The sequence below is a fragment of the Enterobacter cloacae complex sp. I1M genome (assembly GCF_014982425.1).
Taxonomy (GTDB): Bacteria; Pseudomonadota; Gammaproteobacteria; order Enterobacterales; family Enterobacteriaceae; genus Enterobacter; species Enterobacter intestinihominis.
The window spans coordinates 99392-122649 of the sequence record NZ_JADCLG010000014.1 but is presented as its reverse complement, the minus strand read 5'-3'; the positions used below and the strand labels follow the sequence as shown (position 1 = coordinate 122649).

General features: G+C 56.4%; 23 protein-coding genes. 12 read left to right on the top strand and 11 right to left on the bottom strand.

Features of this window, described 5'->3' with window-relative positions; translation table 11 throughout:
* Positions 1–27: 27 nt before the first annotated feature.
* The 4 genes from INF86_RS09645 to qseB all read right to left on the bottom strand — a co-directional run bounded on the left by INF86_RS09645 (position 28) and on the right by qseB (position 3064).
* On the bottom strand, positions 28–342 hold the full coding sequence (locus tag INF86_RS09645) for a putative quinol monooxygenase (protein ID WP_003862506.1): 315 nt from the start codon (positions 340–342) through the stop codon (positions 28–30).
* A 30-nt stretch (positions 343–372) separates the two neighbouring features.
* The gene (locus INF86_RS09640) at positions 373–954 is read right to left on the bottom strand and encodes an NAD(P)H-dependent oxidoreductase (protein ID WP_022649411.1); all 582 of its coding nucleotides are present in this window, start codon (positions 952–954) and stop codon (positions 373–375) included.
* A 104-nt stretch (positions 955–1058) separates the two neighbouring features.
* A complete protein-coding gene (gene qseC, locus INF86_RS09635; protein ID WP_126291775.1) occupies positions 1059–2408 on the bottom strand; it encodes a quorum sensing histidine kinase QseC in 1350 nt (449 codons plus the stop codon).
* Positions 2405–3064, bottom strand: coding sequence for a quorum sensing response regulator transcription factor QseB (gene qseB / locus INF86_RS09630; protein WP_193543460.1), 660 nt, complete (start codon positions 3062–3064; stop codon positions 2405–2407). The genes qseC and qseB overlap by 4 nt, the downstream gene beginning before the upstream one ends.
* 139 nt (positions 3065–3203) lie before the next feature.
* Here qseB and INF86_RS09625 point away from each other — a divergent pair, with 139 nt between their 5' ends.
* From INF86_RS09625 to INF86_RS09605, 5 genes are all read left to right on the top strand, one after another.
* On the top strand, positions 3204–3605 hold the full coding sequence (locus INF86_RS09625) for a YgiW/YdeI family stress tolerance OB fold protein (protein ID WP_022649408.1): 402 nt from the start codon (positions 3204–3206) through the stop codon (positions 3603–3605).
* Positions 3606–3723: 118 nt separating this feature from the next.
* Complete coding sequence (parC, locus tag INF86_RS09620; RefSeq protein ID WP_023298608.1) at positions 3724–5982, top strand: DNA topoisomerase IV subunit A; 2259 nt, start codon at positions 3724–3726, stop codon at positions 5980–5982.
* Positions 5983–6144: 162 nt separating this feature from the next.
* Positions 6145–6882, top strand: coding sequence for a 1-acylglycerol-3-phosphate O-acyltransferase (gene plsC, locus INF86_RS09615; protein ID WP_022649406.1), 738 nt, complete (start codon positions 6145–6147; stop codon positions 6880–6882).
* A gap of 61 nt (positions 6883–6943) precedes the next feature.
* Positions 6944–8356 (top strand): cell division protein FtsP, encoded by a 1413-nt coding sequence (gene ftsP / locus INF86_RS09610; RefSeq protein WP_023298607.1) that lies wholly within the window; start codon positions 6944–6946, stop codon positions 8354–8356.
* A gap of 151 nt (positions 8357–8507) precedes the next feature.
* The gene (locus INF86_RS09605; RefSeq protein WP_046618810.1) at positions 8508–10685 is read left to right on the top strand and encodes a YgiQ family radical SAM protein; all 2178 of its coding nucleotides are present in this window, start codon (positions 8508–8510) and stop codon (positions 10683–10685) included.
* Positions 10686–10774: 89 nt separating this feature from the next.
* On the opposite strand, the gene dkgA is transcribed toward INF86_RS09605, so the two are convergent.
* Together dkgA and yqhD are read right to left on the bottom strand one after the other, a co-directional pair.
* Positions 10775–11602 (bottom strand): 2,5-didehydrogluconate reductase DkgA, encoded by an 828-nt coding sequence (dkgA, locus tag INF86_RS09600; protein WP_023306942.1) that lies wholly within the window; start codon positions 11600–11602, stop codon positions 10775–10777.
* 105 nt (positions 11603–11707) lie between these two features.
* Positions 11708–12871, bottom strand: a complete 1164-nt coding sequence (gene yqhD, locus INF86_RS09595; protein WP_023330190.1) for an alcohol dehydrogenase — start codon at positions 12869–12871, stop codon at positions 11708–11710.
* A gap of 195 nt (positions 12872–13066) precedes the next feature.
* Between yqhD and INF86_RS09590 the strand changes: the two genes are divergently transcribed.
* Positions 13067–13966, top strand: a complete 900-nt coding sequence (locus tag INF86_RS09590) for an AraC family transcriptional regulator (protein ID WP_017382749.1) — start codon at positions 13067–13069, stop codon at positions 13964–13966.
* Positions 13967–14011: 45 nt separating this feature from the next.
* Here the strand turns inward: INF86_RS09590 and yghB are convergent, their stop codons facing one another.
* Together yghB and metC are read right to left on the bottom strand one after the other, a co-directional pair.
* Positions 14012–14671, bottom strand: coding sequence for a DedA family general envelope maintenance protein YghB (gene yghB / locus INF86_RS09585; RefSeq protein WP_015571869.1), 660 nt, complete (start codon positions 14669–14671; stop codon positions 14012–14014).
* 142 nt (positions 14672–14813) lie between these two features.
* Entirely contained in the window at positions 14814–16001 is a 1188-nt protein-coding gene (gene metC / locus INF86_RS09580) for a cystathionine beta-lyase (RefSeq protein WP_023306940.1), read from the bottom strand.
* Positions 16002–16252: 251 nt separating this feature from the next.
* Here metC and exbB point away from each other — a divergent pair, with 251 nt between their 5' ends.
* Complete coding sequence (gene exbB, locus INF86_RS09575; RefSeq protein ID WP_023298602.1) at positions 16253–16984, top strand: tol-pal system-associated acyl-CoA thioesterase; 732 nt, start codon at positions 16253–16255, stop codon at positions 16982–16984.
* 4 nt (positions 16985–16988) lie between these two features.
* The gene (gene exbD, locus INF86_RS09570) at positions 16989–17414 is read left to right on the top strand and encodes a TonB system transport protein ExbD (RefSeq protein ID WP_023298601.1); all 426 of its coding nucleotides are present in this window, start codon (positions 16989–16991) and stop codon (positions 17412–17414) included.
* A gap of 91 nt (positions 17415–17505) precedes the next feature.
* On the opposite strand, the gene INF86_RS09565 is transcribed toward exbD, so the two are convergent.
* Both INF86_RS09565 and INF86_RS09560 read right to left on the bottom strand, forming a co-directional pair.
* Complete coding sequence (locus tag INF86_RS09565; protein ID WP_023298600.1) at positions 17506–17943, bottom strand: hypothetical protein; 438 nt, start codon at positions 17941–17943, stop codon at positions 17506–17508.
* Complete coding sequence (locus INF86_RS09560) at positions 17936–18340, bottom strand: hypothetical protein (protein WP_193543459.1); 405 nt, start codon at positions 18338–18340, stop codon at positions 17936–17938. The genes INF86_RS09565 and INF86_RS09560 overlap by 8 nt, the downstream gene beginning before the upstream one ends.
* Before the next feature lie 102 nt (positions 18341–18442).
* On the opposite strand from INF86_RS09560, the gene INF86_RS09555 reads away from it, so the two are divergent.
* Complete coding sequence (locus INF86_RS09555) at positions 18443–18946, top strand: ESA_00282 family adhesion-associated protein (protein WP_023298598.1); 504 nt, start codon at positions 18443–18445, stop codon at positions 18944–18946.
* A 43-nt stretch (positions 18947–18989) separates the two neighbouring features.
* Positions 18990–19478 carry a TIGR00645 family protein gene (locus tag INF86_RS09550; protein ID WP_006811956.1) on the top strand — a complete coding sequence of 163 codons (489 nt, stop codon included), beginning with the start codon at positions 18990–18992 and terminating at the stop codon, positions 19476–19478.
* Between the two features lie 106 nt (positions 19479–19584).
* Here the strand turns inward: INF86_RS09550 and INF86_RS09545 are convergent, their stop codons facing one another.
* Positions 19585–20625 (bottom strand): aldo/keto reductase, encoded by a 1041-nt coding sequence (locus INF86_RS09545; RefSeq protein ID WP_063147393.1) that lies wholly within the window; start codon positions 20623–20625, stop codon positions 19585–19587.
* An 82-nt stretch (positions 20626–20707) separates the two neighbouring features.
* Between INF86_RS09545 and yghX the strand changes: the two genes are divergently transcribed.
* Together yghX and INF86_RS09535 are read left to right on the top strand one after the other, a co-directional pair.
* The gene (gene yghX, locus INF86_RS09540) at positions 20708–21595 is read left to right on the top strand and encodes a YghX family hydrolase (protein WP_023306936.1); all 888 of its coding nucleotides are present in this window, start codon (positions 20708–20710) and stop codon (positions 21593–21595) included.
* A gap of 113 nt (positions 21596–21708) precedes the next feature.
* A complete protein-coding gene (locus INF86_RS09535) occupies positions 21709–23256 on the top strand; it encodes a methyl-accepting chemotaxis protein (RefSeq protein WP_038416726.1) in 1548 nt (515 codons plus the stop codon).
* Positions 23257–23258: the final 2 nt, after the last annotated feature.

The following is a 23258-nucleotide window of genomic DNA, read 5'->3' as shown; positions in this document are numbered from 1 at the left end:
AGTGCCACCCGGCAAATTTCACAGAACTTAAACCCCTTGCTCCAGAATACGAATATGGGTTTCCAGAACGTCCCCTTTCACCGCGTCGCTCCACGCTTTCATATGCGCGGTCTGCAAATGCGCTTCAAGGTGCGCGACGGTTTCCCACTGCTCAACCATGATGATCGAGTCTGGCGCGGTCGCCTGGAAGCTTGCGCTGGTGGCGGCGTCCACCATTGGCGCGTAGCCGTGGCAGCCTTCTTCTTTCAGTACGGTCGGGATGATCTTTGCGAACTCATCCAGCACCGCCTGGCGGTGATGTTGGCCAGGACGCGTACGGATTTCAGCAATAACGGTAAGCATAATTAACTCCTTCTAATTCCAGGCTACCAGTTAAGCAAAAATTTCCGCGAGATGCTTGCGATATTCTGCGATATAGCGTGGGACGTCCGGCATTTTAATTACGTCATTGACGATAAAGGTCGGCAGCGGCTCCATAGCCAGGAACTGATTCGCCTTGTGGAATGGCAGATACGCGCCGTCTACGCCTACGCCTTCAAAGAACTGATCTTGCTCGGTGAACGCTTCAAGCGGGGCATTCCAGGTCAGGGAGAGCATGTATTTCTTGCCCTGCAACAGGCCGCCGGAACCGTATTTTTTAGACGCGTCTGAGCGGGTGCGGCCGTCGCTGGCATACAGCGAACCGTGACCTTCGGTAAACACATCGTCCATGTATTTTTTCACGGTCCACGGTGCGCCCATCCACCAGCCCGGCATCTGCCAGATAACCACGTCGGCCCACAGGAAGTTCTGCACTTCGGCCTTCACGTCGTAATCGCTGTCCGCGCGCACAACCTTAACATCATGTCCGGCGTCGCGCAGGAAACCATCCGCGACCTCGGTCAGGGTGTCATTGAGCTGGCCTTTAGAGTGCGCAAATTCTTTCGCGCCGTTGATAATCAGAATGTTGCTCATTATTTGTCCTCGATGCTGAGAGTATGCCAGGTATTCTACGCGCGAGGACGGAGCGGAAAAATAAGCAAAATGTGCAAAGTCTTTTGCGCTCAGCGCAATAATGGCTACCAGCTGACGGTCACCTCAAAGCCCCCTTCAGGCGCATTGCCCAGCGAGACGCGCATCCCGTGTAACGCCGCGATGCGCTTCACGATAGACAACCCCAGACCGCTGCCGGTGGCGTCCTGGCCCGGTGGACGATAAAAGCGCTCGCCGAGACGCGCCAGCGCATCGGTTGAAATGCCCGGGCCGTTGTCGCGCACGGTAAAGCTTTGGGTGTTCAGCGTCACGTCCACCACGCTGCCGCGCGGGCTGTAACGAACGGCGTTGTCCAGCAGGTTACGCGCCAGCAGGCTCAGCAATAGCGGCTGTCCGTGACGCATCACCTCGGGCGCGTTGACGTTGAGCCGAATATCAATGCCCGCCTGCTGCGCCGGATGCCAGATATCCAGCACCGCGGATTGCAGCAAATCGGCCATCATCACGGGTTCGACGTCATCAAGATTATCCAGTGAATCCAGGCGCGACAGGGTGAGAAGCTGATCCACCAGCCGGGAGGCGCGGTCGATGCCCGCATGCAATTGCCCCAGCGCTTTAGACTGCGCCTCGGGATCGTCAAGGGAAAGCTGCGCCACGTCGGTTTGCACCTTCAGCGCGGCAAGCGGGCTGCGCAACTCATGAGCGGCATCCGAGGTGAAGCGGCGCTCGCGGGCCATCATCTCCTGCGTACGGGCGAAAAGATGGTTAAGCGCATCAAGCAGCGGGCGAACCTCCGTCGGCACGCCGTGGGTGGGCAGCGTATCGGTCGCATCCGGCGAGCGTGAACGCAGGGTCTGCGCCAGGTTTTTCAGCGGTTTCAGTTCCCGGCTCAGCAGGACAATCAGCAACAGCAGCATTACGGGCAGCGCCACCAGCCACGGCGTCAGCTGTGAGCTGACCACATCCAGCGCCATATCCTGTCGGTACTCCCACTCCTGGCCAACCACCACGCGGTATTTCCCGTCCGGGGAGGTCAGCCACAGGAAACGCCATTCGTCGTTGTCATCCTGCAACCTACCGTCATCAAATCCGTCCCGGCGGTAGTGATAAGGTATGTCGCGCCCGTTCTCACCGTCGTTAAGCACCATGCTGCCGTCTGCGGTGAAGATTGCGAAGGCCAGCGCATCGTCATCAAGATGGCCGTGTTTGGCTTTTTTCGGCACCTCGCGCATGCGTTCCGGGGCGCGGAGTTCGTCCACGTCCATCGTCAGCAGCCGTTTGGCAAACAGCATCTGCTGGGTATCGAACAGCTTATCGAGCTTGTCGGTCGTCTGGTGCCAGGCCACCACGCTTGCGGCAAACCAGGCCGCCAGGGACAGCAGCAAAAAGAGGAGCGTCAGGCGCAGCTTCAGGCTCAGGCGTTGGGTCAGTTTCATGCGTCACCCAGGGTATAACCGATGCCGTGCACGGTGCGGATAAATTCGCTGCCGAGCTTGCGGCGTAAATGATGAACGTGGACTTCGACGGCGTTGCTGGAGACGTCATCATCCCAGTTGTAGAGTTTCTCTTCGATGGCCTTGCGCGGCAGCACGCGGCCCGCGTTGCGCATCAGCAGTTCCAGCAGGGCGAACTCTTTGGGTTTGAGCACCAGCGTTTCGCCCTCCAGCGTGGCGACAAGACTTGCCGGATCGAGCGTGACCTTGCCGTGACGCAGCTCGCTGCGCGCCTGCCCGTGGCTGCGGCGCACCAGCGCTTCGAGGCGGGCTGCCACTTCAATCAGCGCGAACGGCTTACACAGGTAATCATCCGCCCCCAGGCGTAACCCTTCGACGCGCTGATTCAGCGCATCCCGCGCGGTGAGGATCAGCACCGGTTCGCTCTTACCGCTTTCGCGCCAGGCGCGCAGGATCTCAAGCCCGTCGATTTCCGGCAGCGTCAGGTCCAGCACCACGGCATCGTACGGCGCGGTGTACAGGGCCGCCCGCCCGGTTTTACCGTCGGTAAACCAGTCCACGTTAAAGCCCATTTTGCTTAAGCCCGCTTTGATGCCATCGCCGATGAGCTTGTCGTCTTCTACCAGTAAAATGCGCATATTTCCTCCTTGATGCCGTCAGTAAACCTTCTGCAAGCGCCTGCTGTACAGTAAAAATAAATAAATTTTCCCCTTAAGAAGTTGTTAAGGTTTACCCTGTTTAATGGATTGTGAAACGACATTAAAGGGAGAGATTAAGATGAAAAAATACGCTGCAATTGCTGCCATCATGATGATGACCACTGCCCCTGTTTTTGCTGCACAGGGTGGCTTCTCTGGCCCATCTGCGACACAGACCCAGACGCAAACCCAGCAGGGTGGCTTTGTCGATAATAACGCCAACCTCACTACCGCGGCTAAAGTCAAAGATATGAAGGACGACAGCTGGGTGAAGCTGCGCGGTAATATTACCGAGCGCCTGTCCGATGACCGTTACACCTTCCGCGATGAAAGCGGCACGGTGGTGGTTGAGATCGACCACAAGCGCTGGAACGGCGTGACGGTGACGCCACAGGATAAAGTCGAACTGCAGGGTAAAATCGATAAAGACTGGAACGAGTTTGAAATCGACGTGAAGCAGGTTATCAAGCTGAACAAATAACCCGGAAAGGGCCGCATGAGCGGCCCTTTTTCTTTGTGACTCAACTCGCCAGATGAGGTAGTATCTGCGGCAATATTGCCTGAAACCCATCGGTTTCTGAGTTGAGGAATCACACGTAATGAGCGATATGGCAGAGCGCCTCGCGCTACATGAATTCACGGAAAACGCCTACCTGAACTACTCCATGTACGTCATCATGGACAGGGCGTTGCCGTTTATCGGGGATGGCCTGAAGCCCGTTCAGCGCCGCATCGTCTATGCGATGTCCGAACTGGGGCTGAATGCGACCGCCAAGTTCAAGAAATCCGCCCGTACCGTCGGCGACGTGCTGGGGAAATACCATCCGCACGGTGACAGCGCCTGCTATGAAGCGATGGTGCTGATGGCCCAGCCGTTCTCTTACCGCTATCCGCTGGTGGATGGCCAGGGGAACTGGGGGGCGCCGGACGATCCGAAATCCTTCGCGGCAATGCGTTATACCGAATCCCGTCTGTCTAAATATGCCGAAGTGCTGTTGGGCGAGCTGGGGCAGGGTACGGTCGACTGGGTGCCAAACTTCGACGGTACGATGCAGGAGCCGAAAATGCTGCCTGCGCGTCTGCCGAACATCCTGCTGAACGGCACGACCGGTATCGCCGTGGGCATGGCGACGGACATTCCGCCGCACAACCTGCGTGAAGTGGCGAAAGCCGCCATCACCCTGATTGAGCAGCCAAAAACCTCGCTGGACGATCTGCTGGATATCGTGCAGGGGCCGGACTATCCGACCGAAGCCGAGATCATCACCTCGCGTGCGGAAATCCGTAAAATCTACCAGAACGGCCGCGGCTCCGTGCGCATGCGCGCGGTATGGACCAAAGAGGATGGCGCCGTGGTGATCACCGCGCTGCCGCACCAGGTCTCCGGCGCGAAGGTGCTGGAGCAGATTGCCTCCCAGATGCGCAATAAAAAGCTGCCGATGGTGGACGACCTGCGCGACGAATCGGACCACGAAAACCCGACCCGTCTGGTGATCGTGCCGCGCTCTAACCGCGTGGATATGGAGCAGGTGATGAACCACCTGTTCGCCACTACCGATCTGGAAAAAAGCTACCGCATCAACCTGAACATGATTGGTCTGGACGGTCGTCCGGCGGTGAAAAACCTGCTGGAGATCCTCACCGAATGGCTGGCCTTCCGCCGCGATACGGTGCGCCGCCGTCTGAACCATCGCCTGGAGAAAGTGCTTAAGCGCCTGCATATCCTCGAAGGTTTGCTGGTGGCGTTCCTCAACATTGACGAAGTGATTGAGATCATTCGTACCGAGGACGAACCTAAGCCTGCCCTGATGTCGCGCTTTGGCATCAGCGAAACCCAGGCTGAAGCGATCCTCGAACTGAAGCTGCGCCATCTCGCTAAGCTGGAAGAGATGAAGATCCGCGGCGAGCAGAACGAGCTGGAAAAAGAGCGCGATCAGCTTCAGGCGATTCTGGCGTCCGAGCGCAAGATGAACACCCTGCTGAAGAAAGAGTTGCAGGCCGATGCCGACGCCTTTGGCGACGACCGTCGTTCTCCGCTGCATGAGCGCGAAGAAGCGAAGGCGATGAACGAGCACGACATGCTGCCGTCCGAGCCGGTGACCATCGTGCTTTCCCAGAGCGGCTGGGTGCGTAGCGCCAAAGGCCACGATATCGACGCGCCGGGTCTGAGCTACAAGTCCGGTGACAGCTTCAAGGCGGCGGTGAAGGGCAAGAGCAACCAGCCGGTGGCGTTTATCGACTCCACGGGCCGCAGCTACGCCATTGATCCGATCACGCTGCCGTCCGCGCGCGGGCAGGGCGAACCGCTGACCGGCAAGCTGACGCTGCCGCCGGGCGCCACGGTTGACCATATGCTGATGGAAGCCGACGATCAAAAACTGCTGATGGCGTCTGATGCTGGCTACGGCTTTATCTGCACCTTTAACGATCTGGTGTCGCGTAACCGCGCCGGTAAAGCGCTGATCAGCCTGCCGGATAACGCCCACGTCATGCCGCCGCTGATCATCGAGAACGAAAGCGATATGCTGCTGGCGATCACCGCTGCCGGACGCATGCTGATGTTCCCGGTCAGCGATCTGCCGGAGCTGTCGAAAGGGAAGGGCAACAAGATCATCAGTATCCCGTCAGCGGAAGCGGCAAAAGGCGAAGATAGCCTGGCGCATCTCTTCCTGCTGCCGCCGCAGAGCACGCTGACCATTCATGTCGGCAAACGTAAGATCAAACTGCGTCCGGAAGAGTTGCAGAAGGTGGTTGGCGAGCGCGGACGTCGCGGCTCACTGATGCGTGGCCTGCAGCGCATCGACCGCGTGGAGATCGACTCGCCGGCGCGCAGCAAAGCGGACGACAGCGAAGAGTAACCTGTTTCATCCCCCCTCTTTCCGGAGGGGGATTACCATAAAATTTCCCGTAAAAACGTTGTTAATTCGTGCGTTGCGATTAACAATACGCGCTCGTAATAAAGTCCTTACCTGGCCACAGGTGAAGTATAATTGTCAGCTGTCAGGGCTTCAGAGGTCGCTATGCTATACATTGTTCGTCTTATTCTTACCGTTATTTACTGCATTCTGGTCTGTATTTTCGGATCGATTTATTGCCTGTTCAGCCCGCGTAACCCAAAACATGTCGCGACGTTCGGGCACATGTTTGGTCGCCTTGCGCCATTGTTCGGCCTGAAGGTTGAAAAGCGTCTGCCTGAAGGGGCGGAGAATTTCGGTAACGCCATCTATATCGCTAACCATCAAAACAACTACGATATGGTGACGGCCTCAAATATTGTTATTCCGCCGACCGTAACCGTCGGGAAAAAGAGCCTGCTGTGGATCCCGCTTTTCGGCCAACTGTACTGGCTCACCGGTAACTTGCTGATTGACCGCAACAACCGTGCGAAAGCGCATGGCACCATTGCGGAAGTGGTGGATCAGTTTAAAAAGCGCCGGATCTCAATCTGGATGTTCCCGGAAGGGACGCGCAGCCGCGGTCGCGGCCTGCTGCCGTTCAAGACCGGCGCGTTTCATGCTGCAATTGCGGCAGGCGTTCCAATTATTCCCGTGTGCGTTTCCAATACATCGAATAAGATTAATCTTAACCGTCTGAAAAACGGACTGGTCATTGTCGAAATGCTACCGCCGGTGGATACCTCCAAATACGGTAAAGACCAGGTGCGCGAGCTGGCCACGCACTGCCGCGAGCTGATGGCTCAGCACATTGCACAGCTCGATAAAGAAGTTGCAGAGCGAGAAGCCGCCGGTAAGATTTAACCCGGTTTCGTTCAAGGGAAAACGAATTCCCGCGTTGTTAGTCGTTTCAGATGGAGCTTATATGTCACTCAGTCGGCGTCAGTTTATTCAGGCTTCGGGTATCGCCCTTTGTGCGGGTGCGATGCCGCGGACAGCCAGCGCCGCCGGGCAGCAACAGCCGCTGCCTATTCCGCCGTTGATTGAATCCCGTCGCGGACAGCCGCTATTCCTCACGCTTCAGCGTAGCCACTGGTCCTTTACCCAGGGAACGCGCGCGCAGGTATGGGGCATTAACGGACGCTACCTCGGGCCGACCATTCGCGTGTGGAATGGGGATGACGTCAAGCTCATCTACAGTAACCGGACGACGGAAAATGTCGCAATGACCGTCAGTGGGTTGCAGGTGCCGGGGCCGCTGATGGGCGGCGCGGCGCGCATGATGTCGCCGAATGCCGACTGGGCGCCCGTCCTCCCGATTCGTCAGAGCGCGGCGACATTGTGGTATCACGCCAACACCCCGAACCGCACCGCCCAGCAGGTCTATAACGGCCTGGCCGGGATGTGGCTGATTGAAGATGAGGTCAGTAAAACGCTGCCGATCCCGAATCACTACGGTGTTGATGATTTCCCGATCATTATTCAGGACAAGCGTCTGGATAATTTCGGTACGCCGGAGTACAGCGAGCCGGGCAGCGGTGGCTTTGTGGGCGATACGCTGCTGGTTAACGGCGCGCAAAGCCCGTATGTCGAAGTGTCTCGTGGCTGGGTGCGCCTGCGTCTGTTGAATGCCTCTAACTCGCGCCGCTACCTGCTGCAAATGAGCGACGGCCGTGCCCTGCATGTGATTTCAGGCGATCAGGGGTTATTACCTGCGCCGGTGTCGGTGAAACAGCTGGCGCTTGCGCCGGGCGAACGTCGTGAAATCCTCGTGGATATGACCAACGGGGATGAAGTGTCCGTGACCTGCGGCGAAGCGGCAAGCATTGTTGACCGCATACGCGGCTTCTTTGAACCGTCGAGCGTTCTGGTCTCCACGCTGGTGCTGACGCTGCGCCCGACCGGCCTGTTGCCGCTGGTGACCGACAGTCTGCCGATGCGCCTGCTGCCGCAGGAAATTGTGACCGGCCCTGCAGTACGCAGTCGCGATATCAGCCTTGGCGACGATCCGGGCATCAACGGCGCGCTGTGGGACGTAAACCGTATTGATATCACCGCCCAGCAGGGAACCTGGGAGCGCTGGACCGTCCGCTCGGAGATGCCGCAGTCGTTCCATATTGAAGGGGTGTCATTCCTGATCCGCAACGTCAACGGGGCGATGCCGTTCCCGGAAGACAGGGGCTGGAAAGACACCGTCTGGGTGGATGGGCAGGTAGAACTGCTCGTCTACTATGGACAGCCGTCATGGCCGCACTTCCCGTTCCTGTTCCACAGCCAGACGCTGGAGATGATGGACAGGGGGTCGGTAGGGCAGATGCTGGTGAATCCGGCACCGTAAAACGAGTCGGGTGGCGGCTTCGCCTTACCCGACCTACAGGCCCGTAGGCCCGGTAAGCGTAGCGTCACCGGGCAATAAATACCCCTTCATTTCCCCCGATAAACCAGCGTATAATCCCGCTCCTTTTGTCTATTTTTTCTTCGGAAGCATTATGAGCGCAATTTCCCTGATCCAGCCGGATCGCGACCTCTTCTCCTGGCCCCAGTACTGGGCAGCCTGCTTTGGACCGGCGCCGTTCCTGCCGATGTCCCGGGAAGAGATGGATCAACTGGGCTGGGACAGCTGCGATATCATTCTGGTGACGGGTGATGCGTATGTCGATCACCCGAGCTTTGGCATGGCGATCTGCGGCCGTATGCTGGAAGCTCAGGGTTTCCGCGTGGGGATTATTTCTCAGCCTGACTGGAACAGCAAAGACGACTTTATGCGTCTGGGTAAACCTAACCTGTTCTTTGGCGTGACCGCGGGCAACATGGACTCGATGATCAACCGCTATACCGCGGACCGTAAGCTGCGCCATGACGACGCTTATACGGCAGATAACGTGGCGGGTAAACGTCCCGATCGCGCGACCCTCGTCTACACCCAGCGATGCAAAGAAGCATGGAAAGACGTGCCGGTGATCCTGGGCGGCATCGAGGCGAGCCTGCGCCGCACCGCGCACTACGACTACTGGTCTGACACCGTGCGCCGTTCGGTGCTGGTGGATTCGAAAGCCGACATGCTGATCTTCGGCAACGGCGAGCGTCCGCTGGTGGAAGTGGCGCATCGCCTGGCGCAGGGTGAAGCGGTCAGCGAGATCCGCGACGTGCGCAACACCGCGATCATGGTGAAAGAGGCGCTGCCGGGCTGGAGCGGGGTGGATTCCCGCATTATCGATATGCCGGGCAAAATCGACCCTATCCCGCATCCGTACGGTGACGATCTGCCGTGCGCGGATAACAAACCAGTTGAGCCGAAGAAAGCGGAAGCAAAGGCCGTGGTGGTGCAGCCGCCGCGTCCGAAGCCGTGGGAAAAGACCTATGTGCTGCTGCCGTCATATGAGAAGGTCAAAGCTGACAAGGTGCTCTACGCACACGCCTCCCGTATTCTGCACCATGAAACCAACCCGGGCTGTGCCCGCGCGTTGATGCAAAAGCACGGCGAGCGTTATATCTGGGTTAACCCGCCGGCGATCCCGCTCTCTACCGAAGAGATGGACAGCGTTTTTGCCCTGCCGTACAAGCGTGTGCCGCATCCGTCATATGGCAACAGCCGTATTCCGGCGTACGAGATGATCCGCTTCTCGGTCAACATCATGCGCGGCTGCTTCGGCGGGTGCTCCTTCTGTTCGATCACCGAACACGAAGGTCGTATTATTCAGAGCCGTTCCGAAGAGTCGATTGTTAACGAGATCGAAGCGATTCGCGACACGGTCCCGGGCTTTACCGGCGTAATCTCCGATTTGGGTGGTCCAACGGCTAACATGTACATGCTGCGCTGCAAATCGCCGCGCGCTGAGCAGACCTGTCGTCGTCTCTCCTGCGTCTATCCGAGCATTTGCGAGCATATGGACACCAACCACGAGCCGACGATCAACCTTTACCGTCGCGCCCGTGACCTGAAAGGCATCAAGAAGATCCTGATCGCCTCCGGCGTGCGTTATGACATTGCGGTGGAAGATCCGCGCTACATCAAAGAGCTGGCGACGCACCACGTTGGCGGTTATCTGAAGATCGCCCCGGAGCACACCGAAGAAGGCCCGCTGTCCAAAATGATGAAGCCAGGCATGGGCAGCTATGACCGCTTTAAACAGCTGTTTGATACCTTTTCAAAACAGGCGGGGAAAGAGCAGTATCTGATCCCATACTTCATCTCCGCGCACCCCGGCACCCGTGATGAAGACATGGTGAACCTGGCGCTGTGGCTGAAGCAGCGTCGATTCCGTCTGGATCAGGTGCAGAACTTCTACCCGTCGCCGCTCGCTAACTCGACGACCATGTATTACACCGGCAAAAACCCGCTAAGTAAGATTGGTTATAAGAGCGAAGACGTGGTGGTGCCGAAAGGGGATAAACAGCGCCGTCTGCACAAAGCGCTGCTGCGCTATCACGACCCGAAAAACTGGCCGCTGATCCGTCAGGCGCTGGAAGAGATGGGGAAAAAGCACCTGATCGGCTCGCGTCGTGATTGCCTGGTGCCTGCGCCAACGCTGGAAGAGATGCGCGAAGCGCGCCGCCAGAACCGCAATACGCGCCCGGCGCTGACCAAGCACACGCCAATTGTGCATCAGCGTTCGAACGGTGGGGCTTCGGGGACGAAAAAAACGGGAAAACGTAAGATCGGATAACGATGATGCCCTCACCCCGGCCCTCTCCCACAGGGAGAGGGTGGAAAGCATTCCCTCTCCCTGTGGGAGAGGGTTAGGGTGAGGGGAAACTACCCGCCGAACTGATCCGGGTCCGGCCCAAGCCGCTTGCCCTGATCCAGCTTCGCAATCTCACCCAGCTCGTCTTTATCCAGGCGGAAATCCCAGACGTCGAAGTTCTCGGCGATACGCGATGGCGTGACCGATTTCGGGATCACCACCAGACCGCTATCCAAATGCCAGCGAATGACGATCTGCGCCGGCGTTTTGCCGTACTTATCCGCCAGTTCACGAATGATTTTCTGGTCAAACACCCCTTCGCCGCCCTGAGCCAGCGGGCTCCAGGATTCGGTCTGGATCTTGTGCGTGGCGTTCCACGAATGAAGCTGGCGCTGCTGCATCAGCGGGTGTAGCTCAATCTGGTTAATCACCGGCGCGACGCCCGTTTCATCAATCAGGCGTTGCAGGTGATGAACCTGAAAATTACAGACGCCGATGCTTTTTATCAGCCCCTCTTTTTGCAGCTCAATCATCCCTTTCCAGGCATCAACGTAATGGTCGATAGCCGGTACCGGCCAGTGCATGAGATAAAGATCGACGAAATCGAGCTGGAGTTTCTCCAGGCTCTCCTGTAACGCTTCGCGTGGACGCTTTTGATCGTCGTTCCACAGCTTGGTGGTGATGAATAACTCATCGCGGGGAATGCCAGCGCTGGCAAGCGCGGTCCCCACGCCGTCCTCGTTTTTATAGGCGGCGGCGGTATCAATGGACCGATAGCCGACTTCCAGGGCTTTATGAATGGCGGAGACGACCTCGTCGTTACCGGCTTTCCATACACCTAGCCCCAGCTGGGGCATCACGTTGCCGTCCTGTAGCTTGATTACGGTTTGGTTTGCCATTTTTCCTCCTTCAGGTGCTCATCGCCGGAGGGAACCTCCGACGATGTGATGTGCATTAAGTCTGGACGAAATGTCAAAAAACGAAAGTCAGGATCCTAAAAACGCTTAGCGTGCCGCTTCGTAAATACGACGGCTGACGTCCAGGGTGATGTCGCCGTGCTCGCCGATCTGCGTCATACCGTGTGCTTCCAGCTTCGCCAGCAGGGCAGGGATGGAGCTGCCGTCCAGGCCGTAGTCAGAGAGACGCGTTGGCACGCCCAGGCTTTCAAAGAAGTGACGGGTGGCTTCAATTGCGGCATCAATACGCGCATCGTCGGAACCCTCGGTGATGTTCCACACGCGTTCGGCGTACTGGAGCAGTTTGGCGCGTTTAGCGTCACGTTTTTCATTCCACAGCGCAGGCAGAACCACCGCCAGCGTCTGGGCGTGATCCAGGCCGTGCATCGCCGTCAGCTCGTGGCCGAGCATATGGGTAGCCCAGTCCTGTGGCACGCCTGCACCGATAAGGCCATTCAGTGCCTGTGTTGCAGCCCACATAACGTTAGCACGCACGTCATAGTTTTCAGGCTCTTTCAGCGCTTTCGGACCTTCTTCAATCAGCGTCAGCAGAATGCCTTCCGCGAAACGATCCTGAATTTTGGCGTTCACCGGGTAAGTGACGTACTGCTCAACGGTGTGAACAAAGGCGTCGACCACGCCGTTCGCCACCTGACGCGCAGGCAGGGTATAGGTGTAAACCGGATCGAGGATCGCGAACACGGGCTGAACGTGTTCGTTCATAAAGGCCTGCTTGTCACCGGTGGTTTTACGGGAGATGACCGCGCCTTTGTTGGACTCAGAGCCGGTGGCCGGCAGCGTCAGCACGGAGCCCATCGGGATCGCACTGCTGATGTCGCTGCCGCCCGTTTCCAGAATATGCCACGGGTCGATGCCGTCAGCGTAATGCGCTGCCGCCGCGATGAATTTGGTGCCGTCCAGCACGGAACCGCCGCCCACCGCCAGCAGGAAAGTGATCTGCTCCTCACGGGCGATTTTTACCGCGTTCATCAGCGTTTCATAAGACGGGTTAGGCTCGATACCGCCGAACTCGCGTACGTCCAGCCCTTCCAGAGCGCTGTAAACCTGATCCAGTACGCCGGTTTTTTTCACGCTGCCGCCGCCGTAGGTAATCAGGACGCGGGCGTCCGTCGGGATTTGCGCGCGCAGGTCAGCGATAGCGTCTTTACCAAACAGAATGCGGGTTGGGGTGTGAAGATTAAAGTTGTTCATGGCTTGTTCCCTGTAGTGGGTAAAAAATCGTGGTGGCGCAGAAGGCAACCTGATGCTGCACATTGTGGCGGGCAGGCGCTATCCTCTCAATGCACATTCCTGCCGATGTCTTGCCCATTTCTACAGCGCTCTGGAGAAACGGTAAGAAAATGCGCACACTGTTAGCGTCGGAAACCGTACCCGGAGTAACTGAAAATGAACCGTGATGCCATCTGCCGCCAGCTAACGTCGCAGATTAAAAGACTGATAGATAACGGAAATGATTCGGCTGAGCTGTTGCCGGATATCCGATTGCTCTACGGTACCCAGCCCGGAACGCGCACCCCGGTGATGTATCAGCCCGGCATCGTGTTTCTCTTTTCTGGCCATAAGATTGGCTATATCAATGAGCGCGTGTTCCGTTACGACACCAATGAATATCTGCTTCTGACTGTACCTTTACCCTTCGAATGTGAAACTTTCGCGACAGAGGAGGTACCGCTGGCCGGGATCCGCGTCAACGTCGACATTCTCCAGTTGCAGGAGTTGCTGATGGAGATTGGGGAGGACGAACTTTTCCGGCCGTCGATGGCGGCAAGCGGTATCAACTCCGCGACCTTATCGGAGGAAATTCTCTGCGCGATTGAACGCCTGTTAGACGTGATGGAAAGGCCTCTGGATGCGCGTATTCTCGGAAAGCAGATTATCCGCGAAATTCTTTACCATGTGCTGCTGGGACCGGGCGGCGGGGCGCTGCTGGCGCTGGTAAGCCGGCAAACGCACTTCAGCCTGATTAGCCGCGTGCTGAAGCGCATCGAGAGCCAGTACACGGAAAACCTCAGCGTTGATCAGCTGGCGGCGGAAGCCAATATGAGCGTCTCGGCGTTTCACCATAACTTTAAATCCGTCACCAGCACGTCGCCGTTGCAGTACCTCAAAACCTACCGTCTGCATAAGGCGCGGATGCTGATGATCCACGATGGCATGAAGGCCAGCGCCGCGGCGATGCGGGTCGGGTATGAAAGCGCGTCGCAGTTTAGTCGGGAGTTTAAGCGTTACTTCGGCGTCACGCCGGGGGAAGATGCGTCACGTATCAGAACCATGCAGGGAGCGTGAGGGGAAACGGAGGCCGGGTAAGCGGTAGCGCCACCCGGCTTTTATTTATGCGCTGCAATACTTTTTCTTGATCACCACCGCAATGGTACCCACCAGCCCTGCAACCAGCAGGAAAATCGGCAGGATCATCAGGAAGGTCATCACCTGGTCTTCATGGCGCTTAACAAAGGGGATCATATTCAGCGCGTAGCCGAGCGTGGTAACCACGCCCACCCAGAGCAGGGCGCTCAGCCAGTTGAAGAACTGGAAGCGGCGGTTAGAGAGGCCTGAAATACCCGCCATGGTAGGCAACAGGGTGCGAACGAACGCCAGAAAACGCCCGGCAAGCAACGCCAGCAGGCCGTGACGGTCAAACATGCAGGTCGCGCGCTGATGATATTTATGCGGCAGCTGCGCCAGCCAGCCTTTCACCACGCGGGTGTTTCCAAGCCAGCGCCCTTGCAGGTAGCTCAGCCAACAGCCGAGACTGGCCGCAGAGGTGAGGATCACCATTGTCGGTGCGAAGTCCATCACGCCCTTGCCGATTAACGCCCCTGCGAGCAGGAGCAGGCTGTCACCGGGTAAAAATGAGGCTGGCAGTAATCCATTTTCCAGAAACAGCGTCGCGAACATCACGAAATAGACAATCCCGACGACATGTGGGTCCGCCAGCGCGGCAAAATCGTGTTGCCAGAGCGCCGTGATGATATTTTGAATAACAGCCATGGACTTTCCTGTGGAACAGCAGATATAACGCTATTGTACTCCCAATTTTGCCTGTCGGGGTTGATCGCAGGCGCATCTCATACAGACTTTTCTGCTTGCGGTGTTCAGAATAGCGTCCAGGGAGTACATGTCAGCCAGCACTTTACACGATGCGCTCAAATCCTGCCGATAAATCCGCAATTAAATCGTCCACATTTTCCAGCCCGATATGCAGGCGGATTAAGGTCCCCTCGAAGTCCACCTCGCCGCCCGGGCGCAGGGCCGCAATCTGCTCCGGCTGATTGGGCAGGATCAACGATTCAAACCCACCCCATGAATAGGCCATGCTGAAGAGGGTAAAGTTATCCAGATAGCTTGCCAGCTCGGCGTCATTCAGGCGCTTCTTAAGAACAAATGAGAACAACCCGCTGCTGCCCGTAAAGTCACGTTGCCAGTATTCGTGGCCCTTGCTGCCCGGCAGCGCCGGATGGTTAACGCGCTCCACCTGCGGATGCAGCGCCAGCCACTGAGCAATTTGCAGGCTGCTTTCGTGATGCTGACGCAGACGCACGCCGAGCGTACGGATGCCCCGGCTGGTCATGTAGGCGGTATCGGCATCCACCATCTGGCCCATCAGGTAGGCGTTTTCACGCAATTGCTCCCAGCAGCGGGCATTAGATACCGCCGTACCGATCATGCCGTCTGAGTGGCCAATCAGGTATTTGGTCGCCGCCTGAATGGAGATATCGATGTCAAATTCCAGGGCTTTAAACAGCACACCTGCCGCCCAGGTGTTGTCGATCATGATGATCGCTTCCGGCGCTATGCTGCGCACCGCCTTCACGATGGCCGGGACATCATGCACTTCCATGGTGATGGAGCCGGGAGATTCCAGGAACACAACGCGCGTGTTGGGCTGAATAAGCCCGGCAATACCGGCCCCAATCAGCGGATCGAACCAGCTGGTGGTGACGCCGAGCTTGCTGAGTATTTTGGTGCAGAAGTCCTGGCTTGGCTCGTAGGCGGTATTGGTCATCAGGATGTGGTCACCCTGTTCAACAAACGCCAGAATGGTATTGGCGACCGCCGCAGCACCGCACGGGAACAGCGCGCAGCCCGCGCCGCCCTCCAGTTCGCACATGGCTTCCTGCAACGAGAAATGGGTTAACGTGCCACGGCGACCGTAAAACAGCCCGCCCTTCGCGCGATTACGCGTGGCGATTTTTTTATCTTCGACGGTATCAAACACCAGCGAGGAGGCTCGCTGGATCACGCTGTTGACCGAGCCCTGGGTGTATTTTTTACTGCGTCCTGCCTGCACCAGCGTGGTCTCAAGCTGCTTTTTAGTCATGTTCGCTAACCCTATTTTTATACGTCTGGACGTCCAGACTACCACGATTGTCAGAATGTGCATCCGGATGCTTATCGAATAAGCAGAAAATATTATCAAATATTCGCATAAGAAATTTTTACTGCGTAAGCGCAAGGAAAGTGAGCGAAAATTACGGCACTATGTAAATACTAATGAGAACTACTATCAATTCGACGACGTTTTGATATTATTACGTTCAGATTGTGTGATTTGCGTCCTGGAGATACAGAGTGGGTAATAATTTGATGCAGACGGATCTCTCCGTTTGGGGCATGTATCAACATGCTGACATCGTCGTTAAGGTTGTGATGATCGGCCTGATTCTGGCGTCCGTGATCACCTGGGCTATCTTCTTCAGCAAGAGCGCCGAACTTCTTTCACAAAAACGCCGCCTCAAGCGTGAGCAGAAGCAGCTGGCGGAAGCCCGCTCTCTGGATCAGGCTTCTGATATCACCTCATCCTTCCATGCGAAAAGCCTGACTACCCTGTTAGTGAACGAAGCGCAGAACGAGCTGGAACTCTCCGCAGGCAGTGAAGATAACGAAGGCATTAAAGAGCGTACCGGCTTCCGTCTGGAGCGTCGCGTTGCGGCCGTGGGTCGTCATATGGGCCGCGGTAACGGCTACCTGGCGACTATCGGCGCTATCTCCCCGTTCGTCGGCCTGTTCGGTACCGTCTGGGGCATCATGAATAGCTTTATCGGTATCGCCCAGACGCAGACCACTAACCTTGCGGTCGTCGCGCCGGGTATCGCAGAAGCGCTGCTGGCAACGGCTATCGGTCTGGTTGCCGCTATCCCTGCGGTAGTTATCTATAACATCTTCGCGCGCATGATTGGCAGTTACAAAGCCACACTGGGTGACGTTGCCGCGCAGGTTCTGCTGCTGCAAAGCCGCGATCTGGACCTGAACGCCAGCGCCGTTAAACCGGTGCATGCGGCGTCCAAACTGCGCGTAGGTTGATTGTATGGCAATGCGTCTTAATGAAAATCTGGACGATAACGGTGAAATGCATGAGATCAACGTGACGCCGTTTATCGACGTCATGCTGGTTCTGCTGATTATCTTTATGGTTGCCGCGCCGCTGGCGACGGTGGACGTGAAGGTGAATCTGCCTGCGTCCTCCAGCCAGCCGCAGCCGCGTCCGGAAAAGCCTGTCTACCTGTCCGTGAAGGCCGATAAGTCCATGTTCCTGGGCAACGATCCGGTGACGGATGCCTCGGTTATTCCGGCGCTGGACCAGCTGACCGGCGGCAAGAAAGACACCACCGTCTTCTTCCGCGCGGATAAAACCGTCGATTATGAAACCATGATGAAGGTAATGGACACGCTGCATCAGGCGGGATACCTGAAGATTGGCCTGGTCGGCGAAGAGAAAGCGGCCGCGAAGTAAAACGAAGGCGAAGCCGCCTTCCGTGCCGGGTGGCGGCTTCGCCTTACCCGGCCTACAATCTCAGGCTAGCGCCGCCGGGCGAACCACGTTGTCAGCAGTTAGAAGATGTTGTTGACGCCTCTTCATCGAGCGCCACGCAGGTGACGTTTGATGTGCGATAGTTGCCTTCCGAGAGTTTACGGGTCAGGCGCAGGGTGGCTGTCTCGCGTGCCAGCAGGTACTGATAGTTCGTCTCCAGTCGCCCAAGGATCTTCTCTTTAAGCTCAGGGCGCAGCTCAATAATAGCGTTCATCACCGCGCCGTAAATCTCCTCTTTGGCCTGCAAGGCATAAATTTCCCGACGGTTCTGCCATTTCAGGCGCACCAGCGTGGCCGGAATCGAAACCAAGTCCTGCGTTATTCGCGTCATCTCGTCATTTTTTATCTTTTTCAGGGCGTCGAGATTCTGCTTTAAGATAAATTCATCGCTTTTCTTATCATCTAAAGTCAAATAAACGTTATTACCGCTATCATCATTCACGTTAATCATCCCCCAGGTTATAAAAAATGGGATTGTTTTTTTCACGCGTAATTAAGTTAAGCCAAATTTCATTGCCAGCTTCATTTATTTGCTGTGTTTTCTCGGCCATTATTTGACTTAGAGCCTGGGCATCTATTTCCCCTTCGGCCTGTAAATCATTTAGCAGATGAACTAAGGTTTCAATCTTGATGGCACGAAATAACCGTTCTTTTAAATGGCGATCGTGCTCTTCCAGCACCATATTACGGGATTTGCCGGTGCGTGAAACACCAATTAATATATCGGCTTCATAGTCGGAGAGTTTTCTTTTTCCTTGAGTGAAATTCGCCTCTTTATCTGCTTCCGTCGAAGGCTGTTCCACAGGCGTAATGTGGTACTTTGCCGGGACAAGATTGTCGGGCAGCATTTTAATTTCCTTTAATTTCAAAAGGGTGGGGTTGGAAAAAGGGTGAGATTCGTTGACAATATCATGAGGCAATTTTAAAATCAAAAAAAATGGAGCCTACCCATGAACAGCATTTTCTTCACGGTCGTAACGTTACTATTACTGACCGCTGGCGTGCTTTTATTGATGCAAGAGTTCAATAAAACGAAAGTGTCAAATGACGCCAGTGAACCACCGCAGCCTGAATTGATGTCCAAAGAGGAGGGGGAAGATCATTTCTCCGTCTTGATGAACGCCGTGACGCCAGTCTGGTACTGGCGGGTGAATCACGAATATATCGATTTTCTCCATGCGACAATTAAGCGAATGAAAATGGCCGAAATTAATGATACGCCCGGCCTGTTCGACGCGCAGCGCCGCTGTAGCGACCTTAATTCGGCGGTCTATAAATATTACGACAATATCAAAAAGCGCTGTCTGAATGGCGAGAAGGTGTCGTATTCCGATTTAGACGTATTAAATCTGCGCCAGTGTTTTCGCGAGTTTAGCCTGGAAGCCTACCCGGAACTGGTCGCACTGGTCTGGCCGGAGTATGCGCGTCCGGATGTGGATCCCAACGAGGTATAGTTGAGATATACTGAGCGCTGGTTTCGTTTGCAGACAGGATTTTATGGAACGCTTCTTTGAAAACGCAATGTATGCCTCTCGCTGGCTGCTCGCACCCGTCTATTTTGGTCTCTCTCTGGCGCTGGTCGCCCTGACGATCAAGTTCTTCCAGGAGATATTCCACGTCCTGCCAAACATTTTCTCCGTGGCAGAAGCCGATTTGATTCTGGTTCTGCTGTCGCTGGTGGATATGACGCTGGTAGGAGGATTACTGGTGATGGTGATGTTTTCCGGTTATGAGAATTTCGTCTCTCAGCTTGATATCGCCGAGCACAAAGAAAAGCTCAACTGGCTGGGGAAAATGGACGCCTCATCGCTGAAAAATAAAGTCGCGGCGTCGATTGTGGCGATTTCGTCTATTCACCTGTTACGTGTCTTTATGGATGCTAAAAACGTCCCGGATAATAAGCTGATGTGGTATGTGATTATCCACCTGACGTTTGTACTGTCGGCGTTTGTGATGGGGTATCTGGATAAGATCAGTAAGAAATAAATTTACCAGGCCCCTCACCCTGCCCTCTCCCCAGAGGGTGTTCAAGTTCCCTCTCCCCTCTGGGGAGAGGGTTAGGGTGAGGGGCGAAAGCATCGGACCGCACTATTTATTTATCCGACGACGCCTGCCACAAATTCAGCTCACCATCCGCCACGTGCTGGTCAATCCGCGTCAGTTCATCTTCGGTAAAGCACAGGTTATTCAGCGCCTGAACGTTCTCTTCCAGTTGCTCCGGGCGGCTCGCGCCGATGAGCACTGACGTTACACGTGTATCTTTCAACAGCCAGCTTAGCGCCATCTGCGCCATCGTCTGCCCGCGCGCATGCGCCATCTCGTTCAGCAGACGAAGGCTGCTCAGGTTGGCTTCCGTCAGCATTTTCTCCGTCAGGCCGCGCACTTTTTTCCCTTCGCGCTGCATACGTGAACCGTCCGGAATACCGTTCAGGTATTTTCCGGTCAGCAGGCCCTGCGCCAGCGGGGTAAAGGCGATACAGCCCGTTCCGTTTTTCTCCAGCGCGTCCAGCAGACCAGTCTTGTCGACCCAGCGGTTAAGCAGGTTGTAAGACGGCTGGTGGATCAAAAGCGGGATCTTCCACTCGCGCAGCAATTCGGCCATCACCGTCGTGCGTTCCGTGGAGTAGGACGAAATGCCGACGTACAGCGCTTTTCCGCTCTGCACCGCGTGTGCCAACGCGGCGGCGGTCTCTTCCATCGGCGTGTTTTCGTCTACGCGGTGAGAATAGAAAATATCCACATACTCCACGCCCATGCGTTTCAGGCTCTGGTCGAGGCTGGCGAGCAGATACTTACGTGAACCACCCGAACCATACGGTCCTGGCCACATGTCGTAGCCCGCTTTGGTGGAGATGATCAGCTCGTCGCGATACCCGGCAAAATCTTCTCGCAGCAGGCGGCCAAAATTTTCTTCAGCGCTGCCTGGAGGGGGGCCGTAGTTGTTGGCAAGGTCAAAATGGGTAATGCCGAGATCGAAGGCCTTACGCAGCAGCGCGCGCTGGGAATCGAGCGCCTGAACGTGGCCAAAGCTGTGCCACAGACCCAGCGACAGCGCCGGTAAGCGCAGGCCGCTTTTGCCGCAGTATCGGTACTGCATGTTTTCGTATCGGCCGGTGTAAGGGTGCCAGGACATGATGTCTCCTTTCTTATCGGTGAATTTTCGAAACAGCGTTTTTATTCTAAGCTTATCAAATCATAAATCATGGAGATAAGCGATGACGCGCCTGACTGCCAAAGATTTTCCGCAAGAGCTGCTTGATTACTATGACTATTACGCCCACGGTAAAATCAGCAAACGCGAATTTCTGAATCTCGCGGCGCGCTATGCCGCAGGCGGCGTAACGGCGCTGATGCTGTTTAATATGCTTAAACCCAACTACGCCCTCGCGGAGCAGGTTAAATTCACCGATCCCGATATTCTTCCGGAATACATCACTTATCCCTCGCCCAATGGTCACGGCGAAGTGCGCGGTTACCTGGTGAAGCCGGCCAAAGCCACCGCGAAAACGCCCGCGGTAGTGGTCGTGCATGAGAACCGGGGGCTGAATCCGTATATTGAAGACGTGGCACGACGCGTGGCGAAAGCGGGGTATATCGCGCTGGCTCCCGACGGCCTGAGCTCGGTGGGGGGATACCCCGGCAACGACGACGAAGGAAAGGTTTTGCAGCAGAAGGTCGACCCGACAAGGCTGATGAACGACTTTTTTGCCGCCATAGAGTTTATGAAAAATCATCCGGAAGCCACCGGTAAGGTGGGGATTACCGGTTTTTGCTATGGCGGCGGCGTATCGAATGCCGCCGCCGTAGCGTATCCGGAACTCGACTGTGCGGTGCCCTTCTATGGTCGTCAGCCTCGGGTGGAGGATGTGCCAAAAATTAGCGCGCCGCTCCTGCTTCATTATGCCGAGCTGGACAAAAATATTAACGAGGGCTGGCCTGCCTATGAAGCCGCGCTGAAATCAAATAATAAGGTTTATGAAGCGTATATCTACCCCGGCGTAAACCATGGATTTCACAACGATTCTACCCCACGCTATGACCAGCCCGCAGCCGAGCTGGCCTGGTCGAGAACGTTAAGCTGGTTTAAAAAATATCTGGAATGATAAGCCCTGCTTAAATAAATCATCACAAAGGGTTATCTTTTCCCCTGTCCCTGCCGATAACGAGGGTAGTACTCGCCTCTGGGCGAATTCACCCTCACGGCAAGGAATACTCAATGAAGATGCTTCGTAATTTCACCATCCGTTTCGTCATGCTGACGGTACTGGGGATCTTTTGTGTCATGTGGGCAGGCGTGGGGCTTTACAGCACCTGGTCTCTGTCTCGTGTTTCTGATGGTAATGACGTTGACCGCCAGCTGGTCAGGCAAATGACGGTGCTGAGCCAGGGCAACGATCAGTATTTCCGTTTCGTCACCCGCCTGAGCCGGGCGATGGAAGCTAAAGCAGCGGGCGGCACGCCGGACCTGGCTCCTGCTCAGCAGGCGCTGGATAACATGAGTAAAAAGCTGGCAGAGATGAAAGCTATCTCCCCGGGCCCGATGGATGAAAAGGTCTCTGCGCAGGTGATTTCCACCTGGCAGGCGCTGCTCGATCGGGGCGTTACGCCTCAGATGGTGCAGGCAAAGCAGGCGACGCTCGAAGGCTATCGTCAGCATGCCAACAATGTTACGCCGCCGCTAAGCCGCGCGTTTGGCGCCGCGGTTGAGAACTTTAACAATTCTGCGGTGAAGGCGCTCGACAGTACGCGCGTTGTGGTCGACAGCCTGACCAGCATGACCCGGACGGTGATTATCACCGCCACGATCGTGGGTCTGCTGATCCTGCTGTTCACCGACCGCTACCTGGTGGCGCTGCTGGTAAAACCGCTGGAGCGTATCCGTCAGCAGTTCCGCCAGATTGCGCAGGGCGATCTCAGCCAGCCGATTGAGCCCATTGGCCGCAACTGCGTGGGGCAACTGGTTCCGCTGCTGAGCGCCATGCAGGACAGCCTGCGGGAGGCGGTCAGCACGATTCGTTCCGGCAGCGAGAATATCTGGCGCGGGGCAACGGAGATCTCCAGCGGGAATAACGATCTCTCTTCGCGTACCGAAGAGCAGGCCGCTGCGCTGGAAGAGACCGCGGCCAGCATGGAGCAGCTTACCGCAACGGTGAAGCTGAACGCCGAAAGCGCGCGCCAGGCCAGCCAGCTTGCGGATGTCGCCTCCAGTACGGCCAGCCGCGGCGGGTCGCTGGTAGACGATGTGGTCACGACCATGAGCGGCATTTCGGACAGCTCGAAGAAAATTGCTGAAATCACTACCGTTATCAACAGCATCGCCTTCCAGACCAATATTCTGGCGCTGAACGCCGCGGTGGAAGCGGCTCGGGCCGGGGAGCAGGGGCGCGGTTTTGCGGTCGTGGCGGGCGAGGTGCGTAATCTGGCCAGCCGCAGCGCGAATGCGGCAAAAGAGATCGAAGGGCTGATTGCGGATTCCGTTGCCCGCGTGGAGCAGGGGGCGCAGCTGGTGAACGATACCGGCACGACGATGGAAGCTATCCTGCGCGACGTGACGGAGGTGACCGTCATTATGAAGCAGATCGCCATCGCGTCAGAGGAGCAGAGCAAAGGTATTTCTCAGGTCGGCGTAGCCATCACGCAGATGGACGGCGTGACCCAGCAGAATGCCTCGCTGGTGGAGCAGGTTTCCGCCGCCGCGGCCGCACTGGAACGGCAGACCGAAGAACTCCAGCGCTCAGTGCAGAAGTTCCGTCTCTCCGCGTAACA